Consider the following 18,178-nt stretch of genomic DNA (forward strand, 5'->3'; position numbering starts at 1 on the left):
CCGGTGTCCTGGATGCATGAACACGACATCCACCACCAGCCGCCGGACCCGTTCCTCCCTCGCCGCCGCCGCGGCGACGCTCGTGCTGCTGCCCGCGTTGCTCGCGGGCTGCTCGAGCCGCGACGACAGTGGTGCCGCTGGCCCCGCGACCGGGTCGGCGCGCCAGGGCGCGACGCTCGCCGAGTGCATGCGCGGGAAGGGCTACGACATGCCGGACCCGTCGAGCGGCGGGCAGAGCATGCAGTTCGGCGCGCCGGACGACGTCGACCCGGACCAGTACCAGAGCGACCTCACGGCGTGCATCGGTGACGGCGGGGGTGCCGGCGATGCGCAAGCGGCGAAGCCGATGCCGGGACTCGACGAGCAGATGCAGCAGGCGGCCGAGTGCATCCGCGAGGGCGGGTTCTCCGACTACCCCGACGATCAGGAGGCGCAGCGGACCTACCGACCGGACGACGCATCCGCCTTCGACGAGGTCGCGCGGGCGTGTGACGAGGAAGCGCTCGGGTCCGCGATGACCGGTGTCGGCGAATGAGTCGTTCCGTGCGCCGACGGGCATTGGTCGTCGGTGCGTGCCTCGTCGCGGCCGTCGGGGTCGGCTCCGGCACGTGGGCGGTCGTCAGTGCGGGATCGGGGACGTCGGCGACGGCATCGGCCGCATCCGAGGAGGCCTCCGCCGGGACCACCGCGACCGTCACGAAGGGCGACCTGACCGACTCGAAGGTCTTCGCCGGCACGCTCGGCTACGGCACCCCGACCGGCGTGCCGGCCGCGGCCGCGGGGACCATCACCTGGCTGCCCCGTCCCGGCGACGTCATCCAGCGCGACGAGTACCTGTACGCGGTGGACGAGCGAGGCGTGCGGTCGATGTACGGCACGGTGCCGCTCTGGCGGGACCTCTCCCGCGGGCTGCACGGCACCGACATCCGGCAACTCAACGAGAACCTGGCGGCCCTGGGCTACGACGTATCCGTCGACGACGAGTTCGGGCCGCGCACGCAGGCCGGCGTGCGCCAGTGGCAGGCGGACCGCGGACACGAGCGGACCGGAGTCCTGACAGCCGACGACGTCGCGTTCGTGGACGGTGCGGTGCGGGTCGCCTCGGTGGACGGGAAGCTCGGCCAGGCGACCGGTGCGGCGGGAGCGGAGGGCGCCGCCGGCGGGGACGTGCTGCAGGTCACGAGCACGAAGCGCATCGTCGCGGCGACCGTGTCCCAGCGCGACGCCGAACGGCTGGCGGTCGGGACGAAGGTCGACGTCCGGGTGAACGGCACCGGGGAGCCCCTGCACGGCGAGGTCTCGGACGTGCAGCCGAACACGAGCGAGGACGGCGGTACCAAGGTCGACGTCTCGGTGTCCTTCGACCCCGGCGACCGGAAGCTGCCCGCGGCGGCGTCCGCCCAGATCGACGCGAAGGGCACCACCGAGCGCGGTGTGCTCTCCGTCCCGGTGTCGGCGCTGGTCGCGGGTTCCGAGGGGGAGTACGCCGTCGACGTGGTGCGGCGGGGCGGGGCGACCGAGCGGGTGCCGGTCGACCCGGGCTTCACCGCCGGTGGCCGCGTGGCGATCACCGGCGACGTCGCCGAAGGTGATCGTGTGGTGGTGCCCGGATGAGCGGCGCGGTCCTCTCGCTCGACGACGTGGTGAAGACCTACGGGGACGTCGGCGCCCTCCGCGGGGTCGCACTCGAGGTCGCCGCCGGTGAGCTCGTCGCCGTGGTCGGCCCCTCGGGATCGGGCAAGTCGACGATGCTCAACATCATCGGGACGCTCGACCGGCCGACGTCGGGCACCGTGACGATCGCCGGCAACGACGTCGCCACGATGTCCGACGACGCCTTGTCGCGACTGCGAGCCGACCACATCGGCTTCGTGTTCCAGCACTTCCACCTGCAGGCCGGGGCGACGGCCGCCGAGAACGTCGCGGACGGCGTGCTCTACGCCGGCGTCCCCCGCCGGGAGCGCCACCGCCGGGCCGTCGAGGCGTTGCGCCGGGTCGGACTCGGGCACCGCGTCGACCACCGGCCGCACGAGCTGTCCGGTGGTGAGAAGCAGCGGGTCGCGATCGCGCGGGCGATCATCGGCGAACCGACGATCCTGCTGGCGGACGAACCGACCGGCGCGCTCGACACCGCGTCGGGCGCTGCGGTCCTGGCGTTGCTGCGGGAGCTCAACGAGGCCGGGACGACGGTCCTCGTGATCACCCACGACCTGGAACTCGCCGCGTCGCTGCCCCGGCGGATCCGGATGCGCGACGGCCTGGTCTCGCAGGACGACCGGGCGGGCACTCGATGAGCGCCCGCGGAACCGTCGGCGCCGCGGACCTGCTCCGGCTCGGGGTGTTCGGTCTGCGGACCCGGCCCGGCCGTGTCGTCCTGTCGGCCCTCGGCATCGCCATCGGCATCGCGGCGATGATCGCGGTCGTCGGCATCTCCTCGTCGAGCAAGGCGAAGGTCGACCAGGTCCTCGACGCCCTCGGCACGAACGTGCTCACCGTCACCGAGGCGCAGGGGTTCGGTGAGACACCGCCGCTGCCAGCCACCGCCCTCGAATCGGTGCAACGGCAGGACGACGTCGAGTCCGCCGCCGCGGTCGGGACCGTGCCGGACACCGGGGTCTACCGCAACGGGTTCGTCCCGGCGCCGGAGACGAAGGGCATCGGTGTGCTCGCTGCCTGGGGCGACGTGCCGGAGGTCCTCGGCGGACAGCTCGCATCCGGACGGTGGATCGACGACGCGCCCGGAGCCGCGCCGCAGGTCGTCCTCGGAGCAGGAGCCGCCACCGCACTGGGCATCGACCGGGTCCGGGCCGACAGCCGCGTCTGGTCGGGCGGCCAGTGGGTGCAGGTGGTCGGGGTCCTGCGGCCGCTCGCGCTCGCCGAGGACCTCGACAACAGCGTGTTCGTGCCGCGTGCCCTCGCGGCGCAGCTCGGGTTCGACGGCGCGCCGACCGCGGTGTACACGCGGGTCGACCCGGCGCGGGTCGAGCAGGCCCGCGACGTCCTCGCCGGTGCGGTCCGCCCCGGAGCACCGCAGGACGTCGGCGTGACGCGGCCGTCCGATGCACTCGCCGCGAAGAACGCCACCGACGACTCGTTCACCGGCCTGCTCGTCGGCATCGGCGGTGTCGCCCTGCTCGTCGGTGGCATCGGCGTCGCGAACACGATGGTGATCACGGTGTTGGAACGTCGTGCCGAGGTCGGCGTGCGTCGAGCGCTCGGGGCACGGCGGCGGAACATCCGCGACCAGTTCCTGGTCGAGTCACTGCTGCTGTCGTTCCTCGGCGGCGTCGCGGGTGTGGCGATCGGCGTCGGGGTGACGATCGCCTTCACCCTGGCGCAGGGGTGGCCGGTGGCGATCCCGCTGTGGGCCGTCGGCGGCGGACTCGGCGCGACGGTCGTGATCGGCGGCGTGTCCGGGTTGTACCCGGCGGCGCGCGCAGCGCGCATCCCACCCACTTCCGCCCTGGTGGCCGTCTGACGGGGGTGGTGGTGATCCGGGAGGCCCGGTGCCGGTCTGCGAGACCGGCACCGGGCCTCCCGGTCGTCGCGTCCACCCCGGCGACGCGCGGCGCAGATCATGCCTGGTCATGACCAGTGGCGTCAAGCATCGGCGACCATCTGTTCGCCATCCGTGATCCCCCGGAAACACGGGGATCGAACCTGCTCACAGGGACCGATCCAACGGTTGACAAGGGCTCTCGGAAGGTCTTCTATTGCGAATACGCAACGTCCTTTCATAAAGGTCGGACCAAGGGAGTCAACGTGACACGCACGCGTTTCGCCGCACTCGGTGCGCTCGGCCTGGCGGCCGCGCTCGCCCTCACCGGGTGCTCCGCCGGAAGCAACGGAGCTTCCGACGGCGGCACGAAGTCCATCGGCACACCCGATGGCAAGGGCAAGACCATCACCGTCTGGATGATGAACGGCGACCTCAGCGACAAGGTCCTGGACGCCGCCGAGGAGCAGTTCACGAAGGACACCGGGGCGAAGGTGAAGATCCAGACCCAGCAGTGGGACGGGATCACCACGAAGCTCACCACGGCGCTCGCCCAGGACGACGCCCCGGACGTCGTCGACCTCGGCAACACGCAGGTGCCGGTCTACGCGGCGGCCGGTGGTCTCATGGACCTGACGCCGTACCGCGACGAACTGAAGGACGGCCAGACCTGGCTGACCGGGCTCGAGGGGCCGGCCACCGTCGACGACAAGCTCTACGGCGCTCCGCTCTTCGCGGGCAACCGGGCCGTCGTCTACAACAAGAAGGTCTGGAAGGACGCCGGCGTCACCGACGTACCGACCACGTACGAGGAGCTCACCGCCGACCTGGACAAGGTCAAGGCCGCCAACACGGCGAGCGACTTCTCCGCCTTCTACATGCCCGGGCAGTACTGGTACGGCGGGTTGCAGTGGGTGTGGGACGCCGGCGGCGAGATCGCGTCCGACAAGGACGGCAAGTGGACCGGCACGCTCGACTCCGACGACGCGGTCAAGGGGCTGACAGCGTGGAAGGAGTTCCAGAACGACTACTCCGCGAAGTCGACGCAGGACATCAACACCGACAAGCCCTCGCAGAGCGACGTCTTCGCGCAGGGCAACACCTCGGCGTTCCTCGGCTCGGCGTGGGAGATCGGCTCGATCACCACCGCGAAGCCGGCGCTCGCCGACCAGATCGGCACGTTCCCGATGCCGTCGCAGACGGACGGGAAGACGCAGCCGGTGTTCCTCGGCGGGTCCGACCTCGGCATCCCGGCGAAGGCCGCGAACCAGGACCTCGCGCTGTACTACCTGAAGATCCTGACCTCGAAGGAGTTCCAGCAGGACCAGGTGTTCGGCGTCGACGGCTGGGAGCCGAACTCGACCGAGCTGCTCGACGCGGTGGCCGACGACGTCGACACCCTCCACAAGCCGTACTTCGAGGCTGCGGGCACGAGCCGCCCCACCCCGGCGACTCCGGGCTGGGCGACCATCGAGGGCGACGCGTCGTTCCAGTCGATGTTCGCGGACATCGCGACGGGGCGGAAGTCGCCGGAGCAGGCCGCCGAGGGCTTCTCGAAGCACCTCACGACCGCGCTCAACGCGCAGCCGTAGTCGATGACCTCCACTGCAGAGCAGGCGACCGGTTCGGAGCAGTCCGAGCCGGTCGCCGGCGGGCAGGGCGTCGGCGGTCTGGTCCAGGGGTCGTCGCGGGGTCCGGACGAGCGGGGCCGGAGCGGTCCGCGGCGCCGGTCGCCCGTGACGTCGCGGGCTCCCCTCGTCCTGCTGGCCCCCGCGGCGATCCTGCTGCTGGCGCTCGTCGTGTACCCGCTCGTCCGGCTCGTCGTCATCTCGTTCCAGGACTACGGCCTCCGGGCGATCTTCACCGGGGAAGCCGGGTTCGCCGGCCTGTCGAACTACACGAACGTCCTGACCGACGCCAGCTTCTGGCCGGTCATCCTGCGCACCGTCCTGGTCACCGGAGCGATGGTGCTCGGCACCATCGTCATCGGGATGGGCGTCGCGCAACTGCTCACCCGGCTCGGCGTCGCCATGCGCACCGTGGTCAGCGTCGTGCTCGTGCTGGCCTGGGCGATGCCGAACGTGGCGTCGAGCCTGGTCTGGCAGTGGCTGTTCCAGCCGTTCTACGGCGTGCTCAACTGGCTCATCACGCAGCTGCGGGTGTTCGGCGACCACACGCAGGACAACTGGGCGTCGCACCCCGGGCAGGCGTACACGATCGTGCTCACGCTCGTGATCTGGCAGGCCGTGCCGTTCGTCGCGTTGACGCTGTACGCCGCGCAGTCGCAGATCGCGCCCGAGTACTACGAGGCCGGAGCGCTCGACGGCGCCTCGACCTGGACGATGTACCGCGCGATCACGCTGCCGGCACTCGCCCCGACCCTGCTGCTCGTGTCGATCCTGTCGGTGATCTGGGACTTCAACGTCTTCAACCAGATCTGGTTGCTCACCCGGGGTGGTCCGGAAGAGGCCACTCTGACGCTCGGCATCTGGACCTTCGTGAAGTCGTTCGTCTCCAACGCCTACGGCCAGGGCGCCGCGATCGCCGTCATCTCGACCGTGATCCTCGGCGCGCTCACCAGCTACTACATCCGCCGGCTCGTCCGCAGCGGTGAGGAGGACCTGTGACCACGTCAGCCCACGTCGGCGACCGTGCCGTGCACGTCCGGAAACGGAAGCCGCGCATCGTCGCGAACACGATCGCGATCGTCTTCTGCCTGGTGTGGGTGTTCCCGATCTACTGGATGGTGAACACCGCCTTCAAGCCGGCGGACGAGGTCACCACCATGACCCCGATCTGGGTACCGCTGCACCCGACGCTCGACAACTTCACCCGGGCGCTCACACAGGAGGGCTTCCTGGTCTACCTGCGGAACTCGACCATCGTCGTGGTGGCCGCCGTGCTGCTGTCGATCGTGGTCGGGTTCCTGGCCTCGGCGGCGCTGTCGCGGTTCCGCTTCAGAGGGCGGCGAGCGATCCTGGTCGGCATCCTGTTCGTGCAGATGATCCCGTCCGGCGCCCTGCTCATCCCGCTGTTCCTGTCGTTCCAGACGCTCGGGCTGCTCAACAGCTACGTCGGACTGATCCTGGCGTACGTGGCGAGCGTGCTGCCCTTCTCGATCTGGGTGATGCGCGGGTTCTTCGTGGCCGTGCCCGTCGAGATCGAAGAGGCCGCGAAGGTCGACGGCGCCGGCACCTTCCGGATCCTGTGGAGCGTGCTGTTCCCGCTCGTGATGCCCGGGGTCATCGCCACGAGTGTCTTCGCGTTCATCGCGGCGTGGAACGACTACCTGATCGCGTACGTGATGCTCAAGGACCAGGGCATGTACACGCTGCCCGTGTGGCTGGCCGGGTTCTCGACGAACAAGGGCACGGACTTCGGCGGACTGATGGCGGCGAGCGTGCTGTTCTCGATCCCCGTGGTCGTCTTCTTCCTCATCGTGCAACGCCGGCTGGTCAGCGGCATGACGGCAGGGGCTGTCAAGGGCTGACCCGCCGGACCGGACGCCCCGTCGTGCACGTGCACGGCGGGGCGTTCGTGCGTGTGGGCGATGCGCCGGTGCTCGTCCGGAGGAAGGGGCGTGCTGGCTGGTGGCCGCGCAGACACACCCGGCCCCGCCCGCCGAGGTTCCACGACTCGCCGCGTGCGGGGCGCCGAGGTTCCACGAACGAGCTGTGCGGGGCGCGAGATGCCGAGATTTCGGAACCTCGGGGGAGGGAGCGGGGGAGGGAGCGAGGAAGACGCGGGCGGACGGGTAGTTGTGTTTGTGTGGGTTTGTGGCTTATGGTTCCTGAAACCCACGGGAACGAAGGAGTTCGGGCATGTACGCAACCGAGCGGCACGACGCGATCGCAGCAGCGCTGCAGGACGCCGGCCGGGTCTCCGTCGCCGACCTGGCCGAGCACTTCGACGTCACCACCGAGACCGTCCGCCGCGACCTCGACGCCCTCGAGTCCGCCGGGGTGCTGCGCCGCGTGCACGGAGGAGCGGTCCCGATCGGCCGCTCGAGTGTCGTCGAACTCTCCGTCGCCGAGCGCGAGGGCCAGCACGGCTCCGCGAAGTCCGCCATCGCCCGCGCTGCGATGCGCCTGGTGCCGTCGACCTTCACCGGCTCGATCGCGATCGACGCCGGCACCACGTGCGCCGCCGTCGCCGCCGAACTCGCACGGTGGGAACCCGCCACCGCCGGCGCGACCCTCACGGTCATCACGAACTCCGTGCCGATCGCCGCGACCCTGCAGCACAGCGAGCACGTCGAGCTGCACCTGCTCGGCGGCCGGGTGCGTGGGGTCACGAGCGCCGCGGTCGGCACCGCCACCGTCGAGCAGATCGGCGCGCTGCGGCCCGACATCGCCTTCGTGGGCACGAACGGTCTGTCCGCCGGGTTCGGGCTGAGCACGCCGGACGAGTACGAAGCCGCGGTCAAGGGCGCCTACGTCCTCGCGGCCCGCCGTGCCGTCGTGCTCGCCGATGCCGCGAAGCACGGGGTCGAGGCCCTCATGCGCTTCGCCCGCCTCGACGAGATCGACACGCTCGTCACCGACCAGGCGCCGCCGGCCGACCTCGCCGGCGCCCTGACCGACGCCGACGTCGAGGTGGTCGTCGCATGAACCGCCGCATCGTCACCGTCACCCCGAACCCGAGCCTCGACCGCACCATCGAGCTCTCCGGCGAACTGCAGCGCGGGGCCGTCCAACGCGCCACCCGCTCCACCGCGGAGCCCGGCGGCAAGGGCGTCAACGTGTCCCGGGTGGTCGTCGCGAGCGGCGGGGACACCATCGCCGTGCTGCCCGGCGACGACCTCGACCCGGTGCTGCTCGGCCTGGCCACACGAGGCATCCCGACCGCCGCACTGCCGATCGGCGCGCCGCTCCGCTCGAACGTCACCGTGACCGAGCCGACCGGCACCACCACGAAGCTCAACGAGCCCGGCCCCTCGCTCGCCGGCCGCCTGGACGACCTCGCCACCCTGGTCGCAGACACCGCGGCAGCGACGGCCACCGGCCCCGCCGCCCGCTGGGTGGTCTTCGCCGGATCGCTGCCGCCGGGGCTCCCCGACGATGCGCTCGCGGTCCTCGTCCGCGCCGTCCGCGTACGCCACGGCGAGGACGTCCGGATCGCCGTCGACTCGTCCGGCGTCCCGTTCACCGCCCTGCTGCAGTCCGGCGAGCGGATCGACCTGGTCAAGCCGAACGCCGAGGAACTCGCCGAGGTCGTCGGCGGCGACCCGGACACCTACGAGCAGGACCTCGACGCCGCCGTGGCCGCCGCGCAGCGCCTGCGTGACCGGAACGTCGACACCGTCCTGCTCACCCTCGGCAGCGCCGGCGCCGTCCTCGTCTCCGGCGAAGGGGCCTTCGCCGCCGCCGCGCCGCGGATCGTCGCCCGCTCCACGGTCGGCGCGGGGGACTCCTCGCTCGCCGGCTACCTGCTCGCCGAGGTGGCCGGAGCGTCACCCGAGCAGCGCCTCGCCCAGGCCGTCGCGACCGGAGCCGCCGCCGCAGCCCTGCCCGGCAGCGACGTGCCCGCCCTCGACCACACCGACCCGACGGTGATCTCGGTTCGGGTGCTCACGACGCACCCGGCACCCGAGCCCGCCTGACGCCCAGCCCGAACACCCCGCAGCCAGCCCCCCACTCCCCGAACACCCGCACGACCCGCGCGACCAGCGCCATTGCGAAGGAGCAAGCACATGTCCGCAGACTCGAGTCCGCGCCTCATCAGCGCCCAGCTCGTCGGCCTCGACGAGGACCTCGGCGCCACCTCGGCCGACGTCATCCGCGTCCTGGCCGACCGCGTCGCCGCGACCGGCCGCGCCGCCGACGGCCGGGTCCTGGCCGAGGACGCCATCAAACGCGAGGCCAGCGTCGGCACCGGCGTGCCCGGTGGCATCGCGATCCCGCACGCCCGTTCGGCGTCGGTGTCCGAACCGACCCTGGCGTTCTCGCGTCTCGCCCGGAAGGTGTCGTTCGGCGCCCCGGACGGCGACGCCGACATCGTGTTCATGATCGCGGTGCCCGAGGGGGCCGACAAGGACCACCTGACGGTCTTGTCGACCCTGGCCCGCGCGCTCATCCGCGACGACTTCACCGCCGCCCTGCGCGCCGCAGCCACCCCGGACGAGATCGTCCAGCTCGTCGACCGCGAGGTGAGCGGCGAGGTGTCCGAAGCCGGCGTCGGGACGGCGAGCAGTGCCTCCAGTCCGGCCGCCGCACCCGAGGCGGGCCGCAAGGTCTTCGTCGGCGTCACCGCCTGCCCGACCGGCATCGCGCACACCTACATGGCGGCCGACGCCCTCGTCGCCGCGGCGCAGCGCGCCGGCGCCGAGATGCACGTCGAGACCCAGGGCTCCTCGCAGGTCGAGCCCCTCGACCCCGCCCTGATCGCCCGCGCCGACGCCGTCGTCTTCGCGGTCGACGTCGACGTCCGCGACCGCGGTCGCTTCGCCGGCAAGCCGCTCGTCTCCGGCCCCGTCAAGCGCGGCGTCGACGAGCCCGACAAGATGATCGCCGAGGCCATCCGCGCCTCGGACGACCCGAACGCCGCACGCGTGCAGGGCGGAGCGTCCGCCGAGGGCGAGTCCACCGCCAAGAACGAGCACTTCGGGCAGGCGCTCAAGCGCTGGCTGCTCACCGGCGTCAGCTACATGATCCCGTTCGTCGCGGGCGGCGGGCTGCTCATCGCGCTCGGCTTCCTGCTCGCCGGCTACGGCATCGCGCTGGACCACGGGGACGACGGCGTGAACAACGCCGTCTGGACGCTGCAGCACTCGACGCTGCTCGACCTCCCGTCGGGTGGCCTCCGGTACTACCTCGGCGCCGCCGCGTTCCAGATCGGCTCCGTGTCGCTCGGGTTCCTGGTCGCAGCGCTCGCCGGGTACATCGCCTACGCCATGGCCGACCGACCCGGCATCGCGCCCGGCTTCGTCGCCGGTTCCATCGCCGTCTTCATGAACGCCGGGTTCCTCGGTGGTCTGATCGGTGGCCTCATCGCCGGCGCCGCCGCGTACTGGATCGGGCGCATCCCGACCTGGCGCTGGCTGCGTGGCCTGATGCCCGTCGTGATCATCCCGCTCTTCGCCTCGATCATCGCCTCCGGCCTCATGCTGCTCGTGCTCGGCGGCCCGATCGCCTGGCTCATGACGCAGCTGACCGAGTTCCTCAACTCGCTGTCCGGCGCCTCCGCGATCCTGCTCGGCATCATCCTCGGCCTGATGATGGCCTTCGACCTCGGTGGCCCGGTCAACAAGGTCGCCTACGCGTTCGCCGTCGCGGGGCTCGGTGCCGGGACCGCCACCAACGTCGTGCCGTTCGAGATCATGGCCGCCGTGATGGCTGCCGGCATGGTGCCGCCGCTCGCCCTGGCCCTCGCCTCGACCGTCCTGTACCGCAAGGGGTTCACGAAGCCCGAGCGCGAGAACGGCAAGGCCGCCTGGCTGCTCGGAGCGTCCTTCATCTCCGAGGGCGCGATCCCGTTCGCCGCCGCCGACCCGCTGCGCGTCATCCCGGCGTCGATGGTCGGGGCCGCGGTGACGGGTGCGATCTCGATGGCGGCCGGTGTGACCTCGCGGGCGCCGCACGGCGGGATCTTCGTGTTCTTCGCCATCGGCGACGTCGCGATGTTCATCGTCGCGATCCTGGCCGGCACGATCGTGTCCGCGCTGGTCCTGGTCGGGCTGAAGAAGTTCGTGCGCCGGGCCCCGGCGGCGGACGCCGCCGTGTCCGAGACGGCCGACGACCGCGTGGCCGTCGCCGTGTAGTCGACGTCACCGTGTGACGGACGGGAGGCCCGGTACCAGCTGGCACCGGGCCTCCCGTCCGTCCGTGGTCGCGCCCACCCCGTGAGGTTCCGAGATCTCGGAACCTCACGGGCGCACGCGGGCCCCTGTGGAACCCCGACGGAAGTGAGCGGCGAGTCGTGGAACCTCGACGCGAGCGCCCGCCCGCGGCGCTCCCTACTCGGCGATGTTCGCCGTGATCGCGTCGATGTAGGCGGCGCGGTCCTCGCGGGAGTGCGGCCGCCCCGGAACGCCCGGGCGCTGCTCCCACGGGAAGGGCCCCGCCTCGTGCCGGTACTCGATGCCCATCGCCTCGAGCCGAGCGGTGTGCTCGGCCAGTCGCCCGCGGAACTCGGCCACGTCGCGCGGACCGGTGACGTCCGCCGACCAGAGGGCCTCGGCCAGTGCCGCGACCCGCGGGAACAGCTGGTAGTCGAGTTTGCGCGCGGTGTCGACGTGCTCCGTCCACATGTTGCCCTGGCCGCCGATGACGTGGGCCCGCTCGGACTCGGTCAGGCCGGACGGCACCGGGTCGAAGGCGAACACGTCGTCGACCGTGAGCACGATCGACACCGGGATCGGCTCGGTCGCCAGGTCGCTCTGCCGGTAGTCCAGGTAAGCCTGGTCGTCCGGCGAGGAGATGACGTCGTGCCCGCGCTTCGCCGCCGTCCGCGCACCGGTCAGACCGCGCCAGGACACGATCGTCGCCGACGGGTCGAGCGTGCCGCCCTCGAGGATCTCGTCCCAGCCGAACGCCCGCCGCCCGTGCGAGGCGACGTGCGCCGCGAGCTGCCCGATGATCCAGGCCTGCAACTGCTCTTCGTCCTCGAGGCCGAGGGAGCGCATACGCTCCTGGGTGCGGGGGTCCTCGACCCACTGCACCTTCGGGCACTCGTCACCTCCGATGCCGATGTAGCGCGAGGGGAACAGTGCGATGACCTCGTCGAGGACGTCCTTGAAGAACTCGATCGTCGAGTCGTCGGCGTTCAGGACGTCGTCGGCGATGCCCCACTCGGTCCAGACCTCGACGGGTGTCTCGGGGTGCACGCCGAGCGACGGGTACGCGGCCAGTGCGGCGCGGACGTGTCCGGGCGTCTCGATCTCGGGGACGACGGTGACGAACCGGTCCGCCGCGTAGGCGACGATCTCGCGGATGTCGTCCTGCGTGTAGTATCCGCCGTGCGGTCGGCCGTCGAACCCTGCTGGGTGCAGGACGCCGTCGGCATCGGGGACGTGCGCGCCGACCTGCGACTCGCGTCGCCACGACCCGACCTCGGTCAGTCGCGGGTACTTGCGGATCTCGATGCGCCAGCCCTGGTCCTCCGTCAGGTGGAAGTGCAGGCGGTTGATCCGGTGCGCCGCGAGCTGGTCGACGACGCGCATGACCTCGTGCTTGGTGCGGAAGTGCCGGGCGACGTCGAGCATGACGCCGCGCCAGGCGAAGGCCGGCGCGTCCTCGACGACGGTGGCGGGGAGCGTCCACGGCCCGGTGCCGACGCGGCCGCTGCGGTGGACGTCGGCGGGCAGCAACTGGAGGAGCGCCTGGACGCCGTAGAAGACGCCGGCGGCCGAGCCGCCGACGACGTCCACGCCGTCGGTCGTGACGGTCAGGCGGAAGGACTCGGCGCGTTCGCCCTCGGGCGACGGTGGGCCGGCGGGCAGCGAGGGGTCGTCCGAGACGCGCAGCGAGATGACCCCGGCGTCGGTGGTTGCGCCGTCGAGCGCGTCACGGACCGGCTGGCCGGTCGACGCCCGCAGCGTCTGCTGCAGGTACAGTCGGACCGATTCGCTCGCTGCGTCCGCTGCGATGCGGGTCGACGGGGTGATCTCGAAGGCGCCGGTGCCGGGCACGGCTCGGCGCGGTCGTGGGATGAGCATGTCGGAGTCCACCATTCCTCAATGATCTTTCGTAATGTGGAGGCTATGGCCGTGGACGAGACCGTGTCAACGATCCCGAGTGTCGTGGGGACGACGCCGGGGGTGCTCCGACTCATGAACTCCCGCGCCATCCTCGACGAGCTCCTGCGCGACGACGCGTCGCGGACCGTGACCGAGCTGAGCCGCACCGTCGGGCTCTCCCGTCCCACGGTCGAGGCGGCGCTGGCGGACCTGGTCGACGAGGGCTGGGTGACCGAGGCCGAGGCGATCGCCACCCCGAACAAGGCGGGTCGTCGGGCCAAGCGCTTCGCAGCGGACGCCACCGCCGGTTCCGTGCTCGGCGTCGACCTCGGGCTGCACGGCATCGTGGGCATCCGCGCCGACCTGCGCGGCGTCACCCTCACCCGGGTCGAGGAGCGCTACGCGGACCTCGCCGACGCGGAGCAGGCGTGGACGAGCGTGCAGGACGTGGTCCGCCGCCTGACCGCCGACTCGGATGCGTCGCCGGTCCTCGCCGCCACGTTCGGCGTCCCCGCCGTCGTCGACCGCTCCGGCGAGATCGACTACACGGTCGCCGTGCCGGAGTGGGTCGAGCGCCGCGTGCCCGGCAGGATCCAGGACCTCTTCCCCGGGGTCGCGACCTTCTTCGACAACGACGCCAAGCTCGCCGCCACCGCCGAGGCGATGTGGGGCCGCTTCCGCGGCGTCCAGGACGGCCTCTACCTGGTGATGGGTCGCCAGATCGGCGCGGCCTACGTCATCGACGGGGCGTTGGCGCGCGGAGCGCGCGGTGCGGCCGGCGAGATGGGCGGCCTGGCCTCGACGGGATGGCCTGGTGCGCCGGCCCGTCTGGAGGCCCGGATCGCGTCCGACACCGACCTCGAGTCCGTCTTCGCCGCGGCCGGGCGCGGGGGCGCTGCGCCGGGCCAGGGCGGTGCGGACGGCCCCGACCCCGCGGCGGTCTCGGTCGTCCGCGCCTTCGCGGACGACGTGGCGCCGGGTGTCGTGCAGCTCGTCACGACCATCGACCCCGAGGTCGTGGTCATCGGGGGTGAGGTCCTGCCGGCGGCACCGGTGTTCACCGAGGCGCTCGCCGCGGTGGTCACGCCGCAGCTCCGACACCCCGTGGAGATCGTGCCGTCGACGGTCGGGCGGGACGCCGTTGCCCGGGGCGCCCTCGCGCGGTCGCTGACCCACGTCCGGACCTCGCACATGGGACTCGGCTGACGTTCAGGTTCCGTGCTGGGTCCTGACAGGGCGTTCAGGGATGCTGGGGGCATGACGACTGCCGTGACCGCCCGTGCCATGACCGTCGCCAGCGGCGACTCCACCGCGCCCTCGGACCTGGGCGGGCTGTCCGGCCTCGTGCTCCAGGTCATCGACGCACTGGGGGAGTGGGGCGTCGCGCTCATGCTCTTCGTCGAGACGGTGTTCCCGCCGATCCCGTCCGAGGTCATCCTGCCGCTGGCCGGGTTCCTCGGCGGCGCCGGCCAGATGAACCTCGTGCTGGTCCTCGTGCTGGCGACGCTCGGTTCCTACCTCGGCGCACTGGTGCTCTACTGGCTCGGCGCCAAGATCGGGTTCGAGCGCACCACGCGATGGTTCGGCAAGCTCCCCCTGGTCGACGAGGACGACTTCCGCAAGGCCGCCGGGTGGTTCCACCGGCACGGCAAGAGCGCGGTGTTCTTCGGCCGCTTCGTCCCCATCGTGCGCAGCCTCATCTCGCTGCCCGCGGGCGCGGACCGCATGCACCTCGGCACGTTCTCGGTGTTCACGATCATCGCGAGTGGCATCTGGAACAGCGCACTCGTCCTGCTCGGGGCCGCGTTCGGCTCGCAGTACGACCGCGTCGAGCAGTACACGGAGTGGATCGACCGGGTGCTCTACGTCGCGATCGCGGTCGTCGTGGTGACCTTCGTGGTCCGCCGACTCCGACGGTGGCGGGCGGACCGCCGTGCGGACGGCGACGGCGACGGTGCCGCGAGCGGGGGCGCACGAGGTCGTCGTCGCGCCGAGCCCGCTCGCGACTGAGCCGCTGGCGTCGTCAGGCCTTGGTCAGCGCCGACTCCTTGTGCGCGGCCTGCTTGCCGCTCTTCTCCGACTCGACGATCCAGTACGGATCGTCGTCGGTCGGCTTGAACGTCTGACCGTCGAACTCGAAGTCGCTGGTGCGCTTCCGCACGAGTCTTCCGGTCGTCTGTCCCTGCGAGGTGTTCCAGTGCACCTCGTCACCCTTCGTCAGTGCCATCGCTGTCCTCCTTGCGTGATCGCTCACCCTGGTCGGAGGTCGAACGGTACCCTGATGCATCCGCATGAACACAGGGAAGTACGCCGATCACGATGTCATAACACCCGCCCGAAAGCGGGGTCGGACGCGTACCGTTTCTCGTGAGCCAACACGCCGGCAGCTGCCGCGGAACCTGCGGCTCCCGACGGAACGACGGACACCATGACCCTGCTCGACGGCTTGCGGACGGAGACGGTCCTGTCGGGCCGGTACCGCCTGGTGAAGCTCATCGGCACGGGTGGCATGGGGGCCGTCTACGAAGCCCGCGACGAGCACACCTACCGCGCGGTCGCCGTGAAGCTCTTCGCGACGCCGGACAAGATGACCACGGCCGACCGTGTCCGCCAGGAGCGCGAGATCCGGCTGCTCAGCATGCTGTCGCACCCCGGGCTCATCCCGCTCTACGACGCCGGCACGCACGACTTCCCGGACGGGCCGCACCGGTTCATCGTGATGGAGCTCATCGCCGACACGACGCTGCTGCGCCGACTGTCCGAGGGTGCCCTGCACAACTACGAGGTGGCCGACCTCGGCGCCCAGCTGGCCGACGCCCTGGCCTACGTGCACTCGCGCGGCATCGTGCACCGCGACGTCAAGCCCGCCAACATCCTGATCAGCGACGAGGGGTCCTCCGGGTTCGCGCGGACCGTGAAGCTCACCGACTTCGGTGTCGCGCACTTCGTCGACGGTTCACGCCTGACGAACGACGGCACGGTCATCGGCACGGCGGCGTACCTCAGCCCCGAGCAGGTCGCTGGTGAGCCGATCAGCTTCGCCACCGACGTCTACTCCCTCGGGCTGGTGCTGCTCGAGTCCCTCACCGGCAAGCAGGAGTACTCCGGCACCCTGATCGAGGCGGCACTCGCCCGCCTGCGGCACGACCCCGAGATCCCCGACGACATCGCCTCGGAGTGGCGGGACCTGCTCAGCCGGATGACCGCCCGTGACCCGGAGCGCCGTCCGACCGCGGTCGCGATCGCGAGCGCCCTGCGTGGGGGCTCCACCCAGATCACCGGGCCGGTGCCGCTCGGACCGGAGCGGGTCAAGCACCAGCGCGACCACCGCATGCACCGTGCGGCCCACCGGCACGCGAAGCGCGGCACCTTCTCGGCCGTCCGTCGCTGGCGTCGGCGGAACGTCCTCGTCGGCACGTTCGCGGCGTTCGGCGTGTTGGTCGCGTGCGGCTCCGCCTACGTCGCGGGCATGCTGCACTGAGGTCGCCCGCGCGTCCCGTTCGTCCGAGGTCCCTGGCAGGATGGACAGCATGACCGACCAGCGCTGGATCAAGATCTGCGGCCTGTCGACGCCCGACACCGTGGACGCCGCCGTCGACGCGGGCGCCGACGCGGTCGGGTTCGTCTTCGCCGCGAACAGCCCCCGCACCGTGACGGCCGACCTGGCGAAGGAACTCGTCGAGCGGCTGCCGGACGGCATCGACGCCGTCGGGGTGTTCCGCGACCAGAAGATCGACGAGGTCGTCGGCATCGCGTCCGAGGTCGGGCTCACCACCCTGCAGCTGCACGGCGGCGAGGCGGCGAGCGACTTCGCCCGTGCCCGCGACGCCGGCTTCTTCACCATCCGGGCCATCGCGGCCGAGGACTACCTGCGGGAGACCCCGGAGCAGCGCGCCGCGTACGACCACGACCTGCTGCTGCTCGACGCCACCGTTCCGGGGAGCGGTCGGCTGATCGACCCGGCGTCGATCGAGGGCGCGATCGACGAAGCCTGGATCCTGGCGGGCGGCCTGACCCCGGCCAACGTCGTCGCCGCGGTCGAAGCGCTCGACCCCGACGGCGTCGACGTGTCCAGCGGCGTCGAGTCCGAGCGCGGCGTGAAGGACCCGGCGAAGATCCGTGCGTTCATCGAGGCCGTCCGCAGCCTCGGCTGACGCGCCGCAGGATCAGCGCAGGGTCGGGATGAGCTCGGTCAGGAACGCGTCGGTGTCCTCCCAGCCCTCGACCGCGTGGCACGGCACACCGAGGGCCTTCACCGGGTAGTCGTTGCCCTCGGGGTCGAGCCGGTCGCCGACGAAGAGCATGTCGTCGAGCGCGACGCCGGTGATCTCGGCGAGACGCTGCATGCCGTACGCCTTGTCGATGCCCTTGCGGGTGATGTCGACGCTGGTCGAGCCGCCGGACCGGACCTCGAGGTCGGGGAGCTCCGCCTGGACGCGGCGACGCAGGTCGTCCTTCTTCGCGCCGGTCGGGTCCCACTGCTTCTTGACGTCCACCGGCGCGGCCTGGCCGAGCGCGGAGAACGTGATCTGCGACCCGCGGTCCTCGAGGATGTCGCCCCAGGTCTCGGACTCCCAGTAGCCGGCGTCCTTCGCCACGGACTCGACGGCGGCCAGGGCACGTGCCTTCTGCTCGTCGGTGAGGTCCTCGGCGTACTGCAGGGCCCAGTCGTCGTCGGACCAGCGGTAGTACCGCGTGCCGCACGTCGGCAGCAGGTGCAGGTCGTCGAGGGTCAGGCCGTCCCGGTGGCGCAGCGGGGTGACGAGCTGCTGCTCGAACTGCGTGAAGTTGCCGCCGGAGATGACCGCGACCGGCACGACCTCGAGCAGGGACGCGAAGGTCTCGAGCATGCGGGGGTCGAGGGCGGACTTCGACGGGGCGAGGGTGTCGTCCAGGTCGAAGGCGACGAGGCGGGGCGTGGTCATGCCCCGATCCTGCCAGAGGCCACCGATCACATGCCGCATGCTGGGCCCACCGCACGCGAGGGCTGCGTGATGTCTGCGGGG

17 protein-coding genes are annotated in these 18,178 nt (G+C 71.5%); 14 read left to right on the forward strand and 3 right to left on the reverse strand.

What is annotated here, in order from left to right:
- Positions 1–16: 16 nt before the first annotated feature.
- From ACXKZB_RS02950 to ACXKZB_RS02995, 10 genes are all read left to right on the forward strand, one after another.
- On the forward strand, positions 17–535 hold the full coding sequence (locus ACXKZB_RS02950; RefSeq protein WP_488824644.1) for a hypothetical protein: 519 nt from the start codon (positions 17–19) through the stop codon (positions 533–535).
- 8 nt (positions 536–543) lie between these two features.
- A complete protein-coding gene (locus tag ACXKZB_RS02955) occupies positions 544–1,614 on the forward strand; it encodes a peptidoglycan-binding protein (RefSeq protein ID WP_488824645.1) in 1,071 nt (356 codons plus the stop codon).
- Complete coding sequence (locus ACXKZB_RS02960; protein WP_488824646.1) at positions 1,611–2,294, forward strand: ABC transporter ATP-binding protein; 684 nt, start codon at positions 1,611–1,613, stop codon at positions 2,292–2,294. Before ACXKZB_RS02955 ends, ACXKZB_RS02960 begins: the two co-directional genes overlap by 4 nt.
- Complete coding sequence (locus ACXKZB_RS02965) at positions 2,291–3,478, forward strand: ABC transporter permease (protein ID WP_488824647.1); 1,188 nt, start codon at positions 2,291–2,293, stop codon at positions 3,476–3,478. The genes ACXKZB_RS02960 and ACXKZB_RS02965 overlap by 4 nt, the downstream gene beginning before the upstream one ends.
- 284 nt (positions 3,479–3,762) lie before the next feature.
- Positions 3,763–5,088 (forward strand): sugar ABC transporter substrate-binding protein, encoded by a 1,326-nt coding sequence (locus ACXKZB_RS02970; protein ID WP_488824648.1) that lies wholly within the window; start codon positions 3,763–3,765, stop codon positions 5,086–5,088.
- A 3-nt stretch (positions 5,089–5,091) separates the two neighbouring features.
- Complete coding sequence (locus tag ACXKZB_RS02975; RefSeq protein ID WP_488824649.1) at positions 5,092–6,123, forward strand: carbohydrate ABC transporter permease; 1,032 nt, start codon at positions 5,092–5,094, stop codon at positions 6,121–6,123.
- Positions 6,120–6,986: a carbohydrate ABC transporter permease gene (locus ACXKZB_RS02980; protein WP_488824650.1), complete on the forward strand. Its 867-nt coding sequence runs from the start codon at positions 6,120–6,122 to the stop codon at positions 6,984–6,986. Before ACXKZB_RS02975 ends, ACXKZB_RS02980 begins: the two co-directional genes overlap by 4 nt.
- 331 nt (positions 6,987–7,317) lie before the next feature.
- Entirely contained in the window at positions 7,318–8,106 is a 789-nt protein-coding gene (locus tag ACXKZB_RS02985) for a DeoR/GlpR family DNA-binding transcription regulator (RefSeq protein WP_488824651.1), read from the forward strand.
- Positions 8,103–9,098 carry a 1-phosphofructokinase family hexose kinase gene (locus ACXKZB_RS02990; RefSeq protein ID WP_488824652.1) on the forward strand — a complete coding sequence of 332 codons (996 nt, stop codon included), beginning with the start codon at positions 8,103–8,105 and terminating at the stop codon, positions 9,096–9,098. Before ACXKZB_RS02985 ends, ACXKZB_RS02990 begins: the two co-directional genes overlap by 4 nt.
- Before the next feature lie 90 nt (positions 9,099–9,188).
- Positions 9,189–11,255: a PTS fructose transporter subunit IIABC gene (locus ACXKZB_RS02995; RefSeq protein WP_488824653.1), complete on the forward strand. Its 2,067-nt coding sequence runs from the start codon at positions 9,189–9,191 to the stop codon at positions 11,253–11,255.
- 195 nt (positions 11,256–11,450) lie between these two features.
- On the opposite strand, the gene ACXKZB_RS03000 is transcribed toward ACXKZB_RS02995, so the two are convergent.
- A complete protein-coding gene (locus ACXKZB_RS03000) occupies positions 11,451–13,166 on the reverse strand; it encodes a beta-N-acetylhexosaminidase (protein WP_488824654.1) in 1,716 nt (571 codons plus the stop codon).
- Between the two features lie 36 nt (positions 13,167–13,202).
- On the opposite strand from ACXKZB_RS03000, the gene ACXKZB_RS03005 reads away from it, so the two are divergent.
- Together ACXKZB_RS03005 and ACXKZB_RS03010 are read left to right on the forward strand one after the other, a co-directional pair.
- Positions 13,203–14,378: an ROK family transcriptional regulator gene (locus tag ACXKZB_RS03005; protein WP_488824655.1), complete on the forward strand. Its 1,176-nt coding sequence runs from the start codon at positions 13,203–13,205 to the stop codon at positions 14,376–14,378.
- Positions 14,379–14,429: 51 nt separating this feature from the next.
- Complete coding sequence (locus tag ACXKZB_RS03010) at positions 14,430–15,182, forward strand: DedA family protein (protein ID WP_488824656.1); 753 nt, start codon at positions 14,430–14,432, stop codon at positions 15,180–15,182.
- Between the two features lie 13 nt (positions 15,183–15,195).
- On the opposite strand, the gene ACXKZB_RS03015 is transcribed toward ACXKZB_RS03010, so the two are convergent.
- Positions 15,196–15,399, reverse strand: a complete 204-nt coding sequence (locus ACXKZB_RS03015; RefSeq protein WP_222659410.1) for a hypervirulence associated TUDOR domain-containing protein — start codon at positions 15,397–15,399, stop codon at positions 15,196–15,198.
- A 201-nt stretch (positions 15,400–15,600) separates the two neighbouring features.
- On the opposite strand from ACXKZB_RS03015, the gene ACXKZB_RS03020 reads away from it, so the two are divergent.
- Positions 15,601–16,653, forward strand: a complete 1,053-nt coding sequence (locus ACXKZB_RS03020) for a serine/threonine-protein kinase (protein WP_488824657.1) — start codon at positions 15,601–15,603, stop codon at positions 16,651–16,653.
- 49 nt (positions 16,654–16,702) lie between these two features.
- Positions 16,703–17,326, forward strand: a complete 624-nt coding sequence (locus tag ACXKZB_RS03025) for a phosphoribosylanthranilate isomerase (RefSeq protein ID WP_340195722.1) — start codon at positions 16,703–16,705, stop codon at positions 17,324–17,326.
- A 12-nt stretch (positions 17,327–17,338) separates the two neighbouring features.
- Here ACXKZB_RS03025 and ACXKZB_RS03030 read toward each other — a convergent pair whose 3' ends face one another.
- Entirely contained in the window at positions 17,339–18,097 is a 759-nt protein-coding gene (locus tag ACXKZB_RS03030; protein ID WP_340195723.1) for an HAD-IIB family hydrolase, read from the reverse strand.
- Between the last annotated feature and the right edge of the window lie 81 nt (positions 18,098–18,178).

Source organism: Curtobacterium sp. ABR8, from assembly GCF_057812125.1.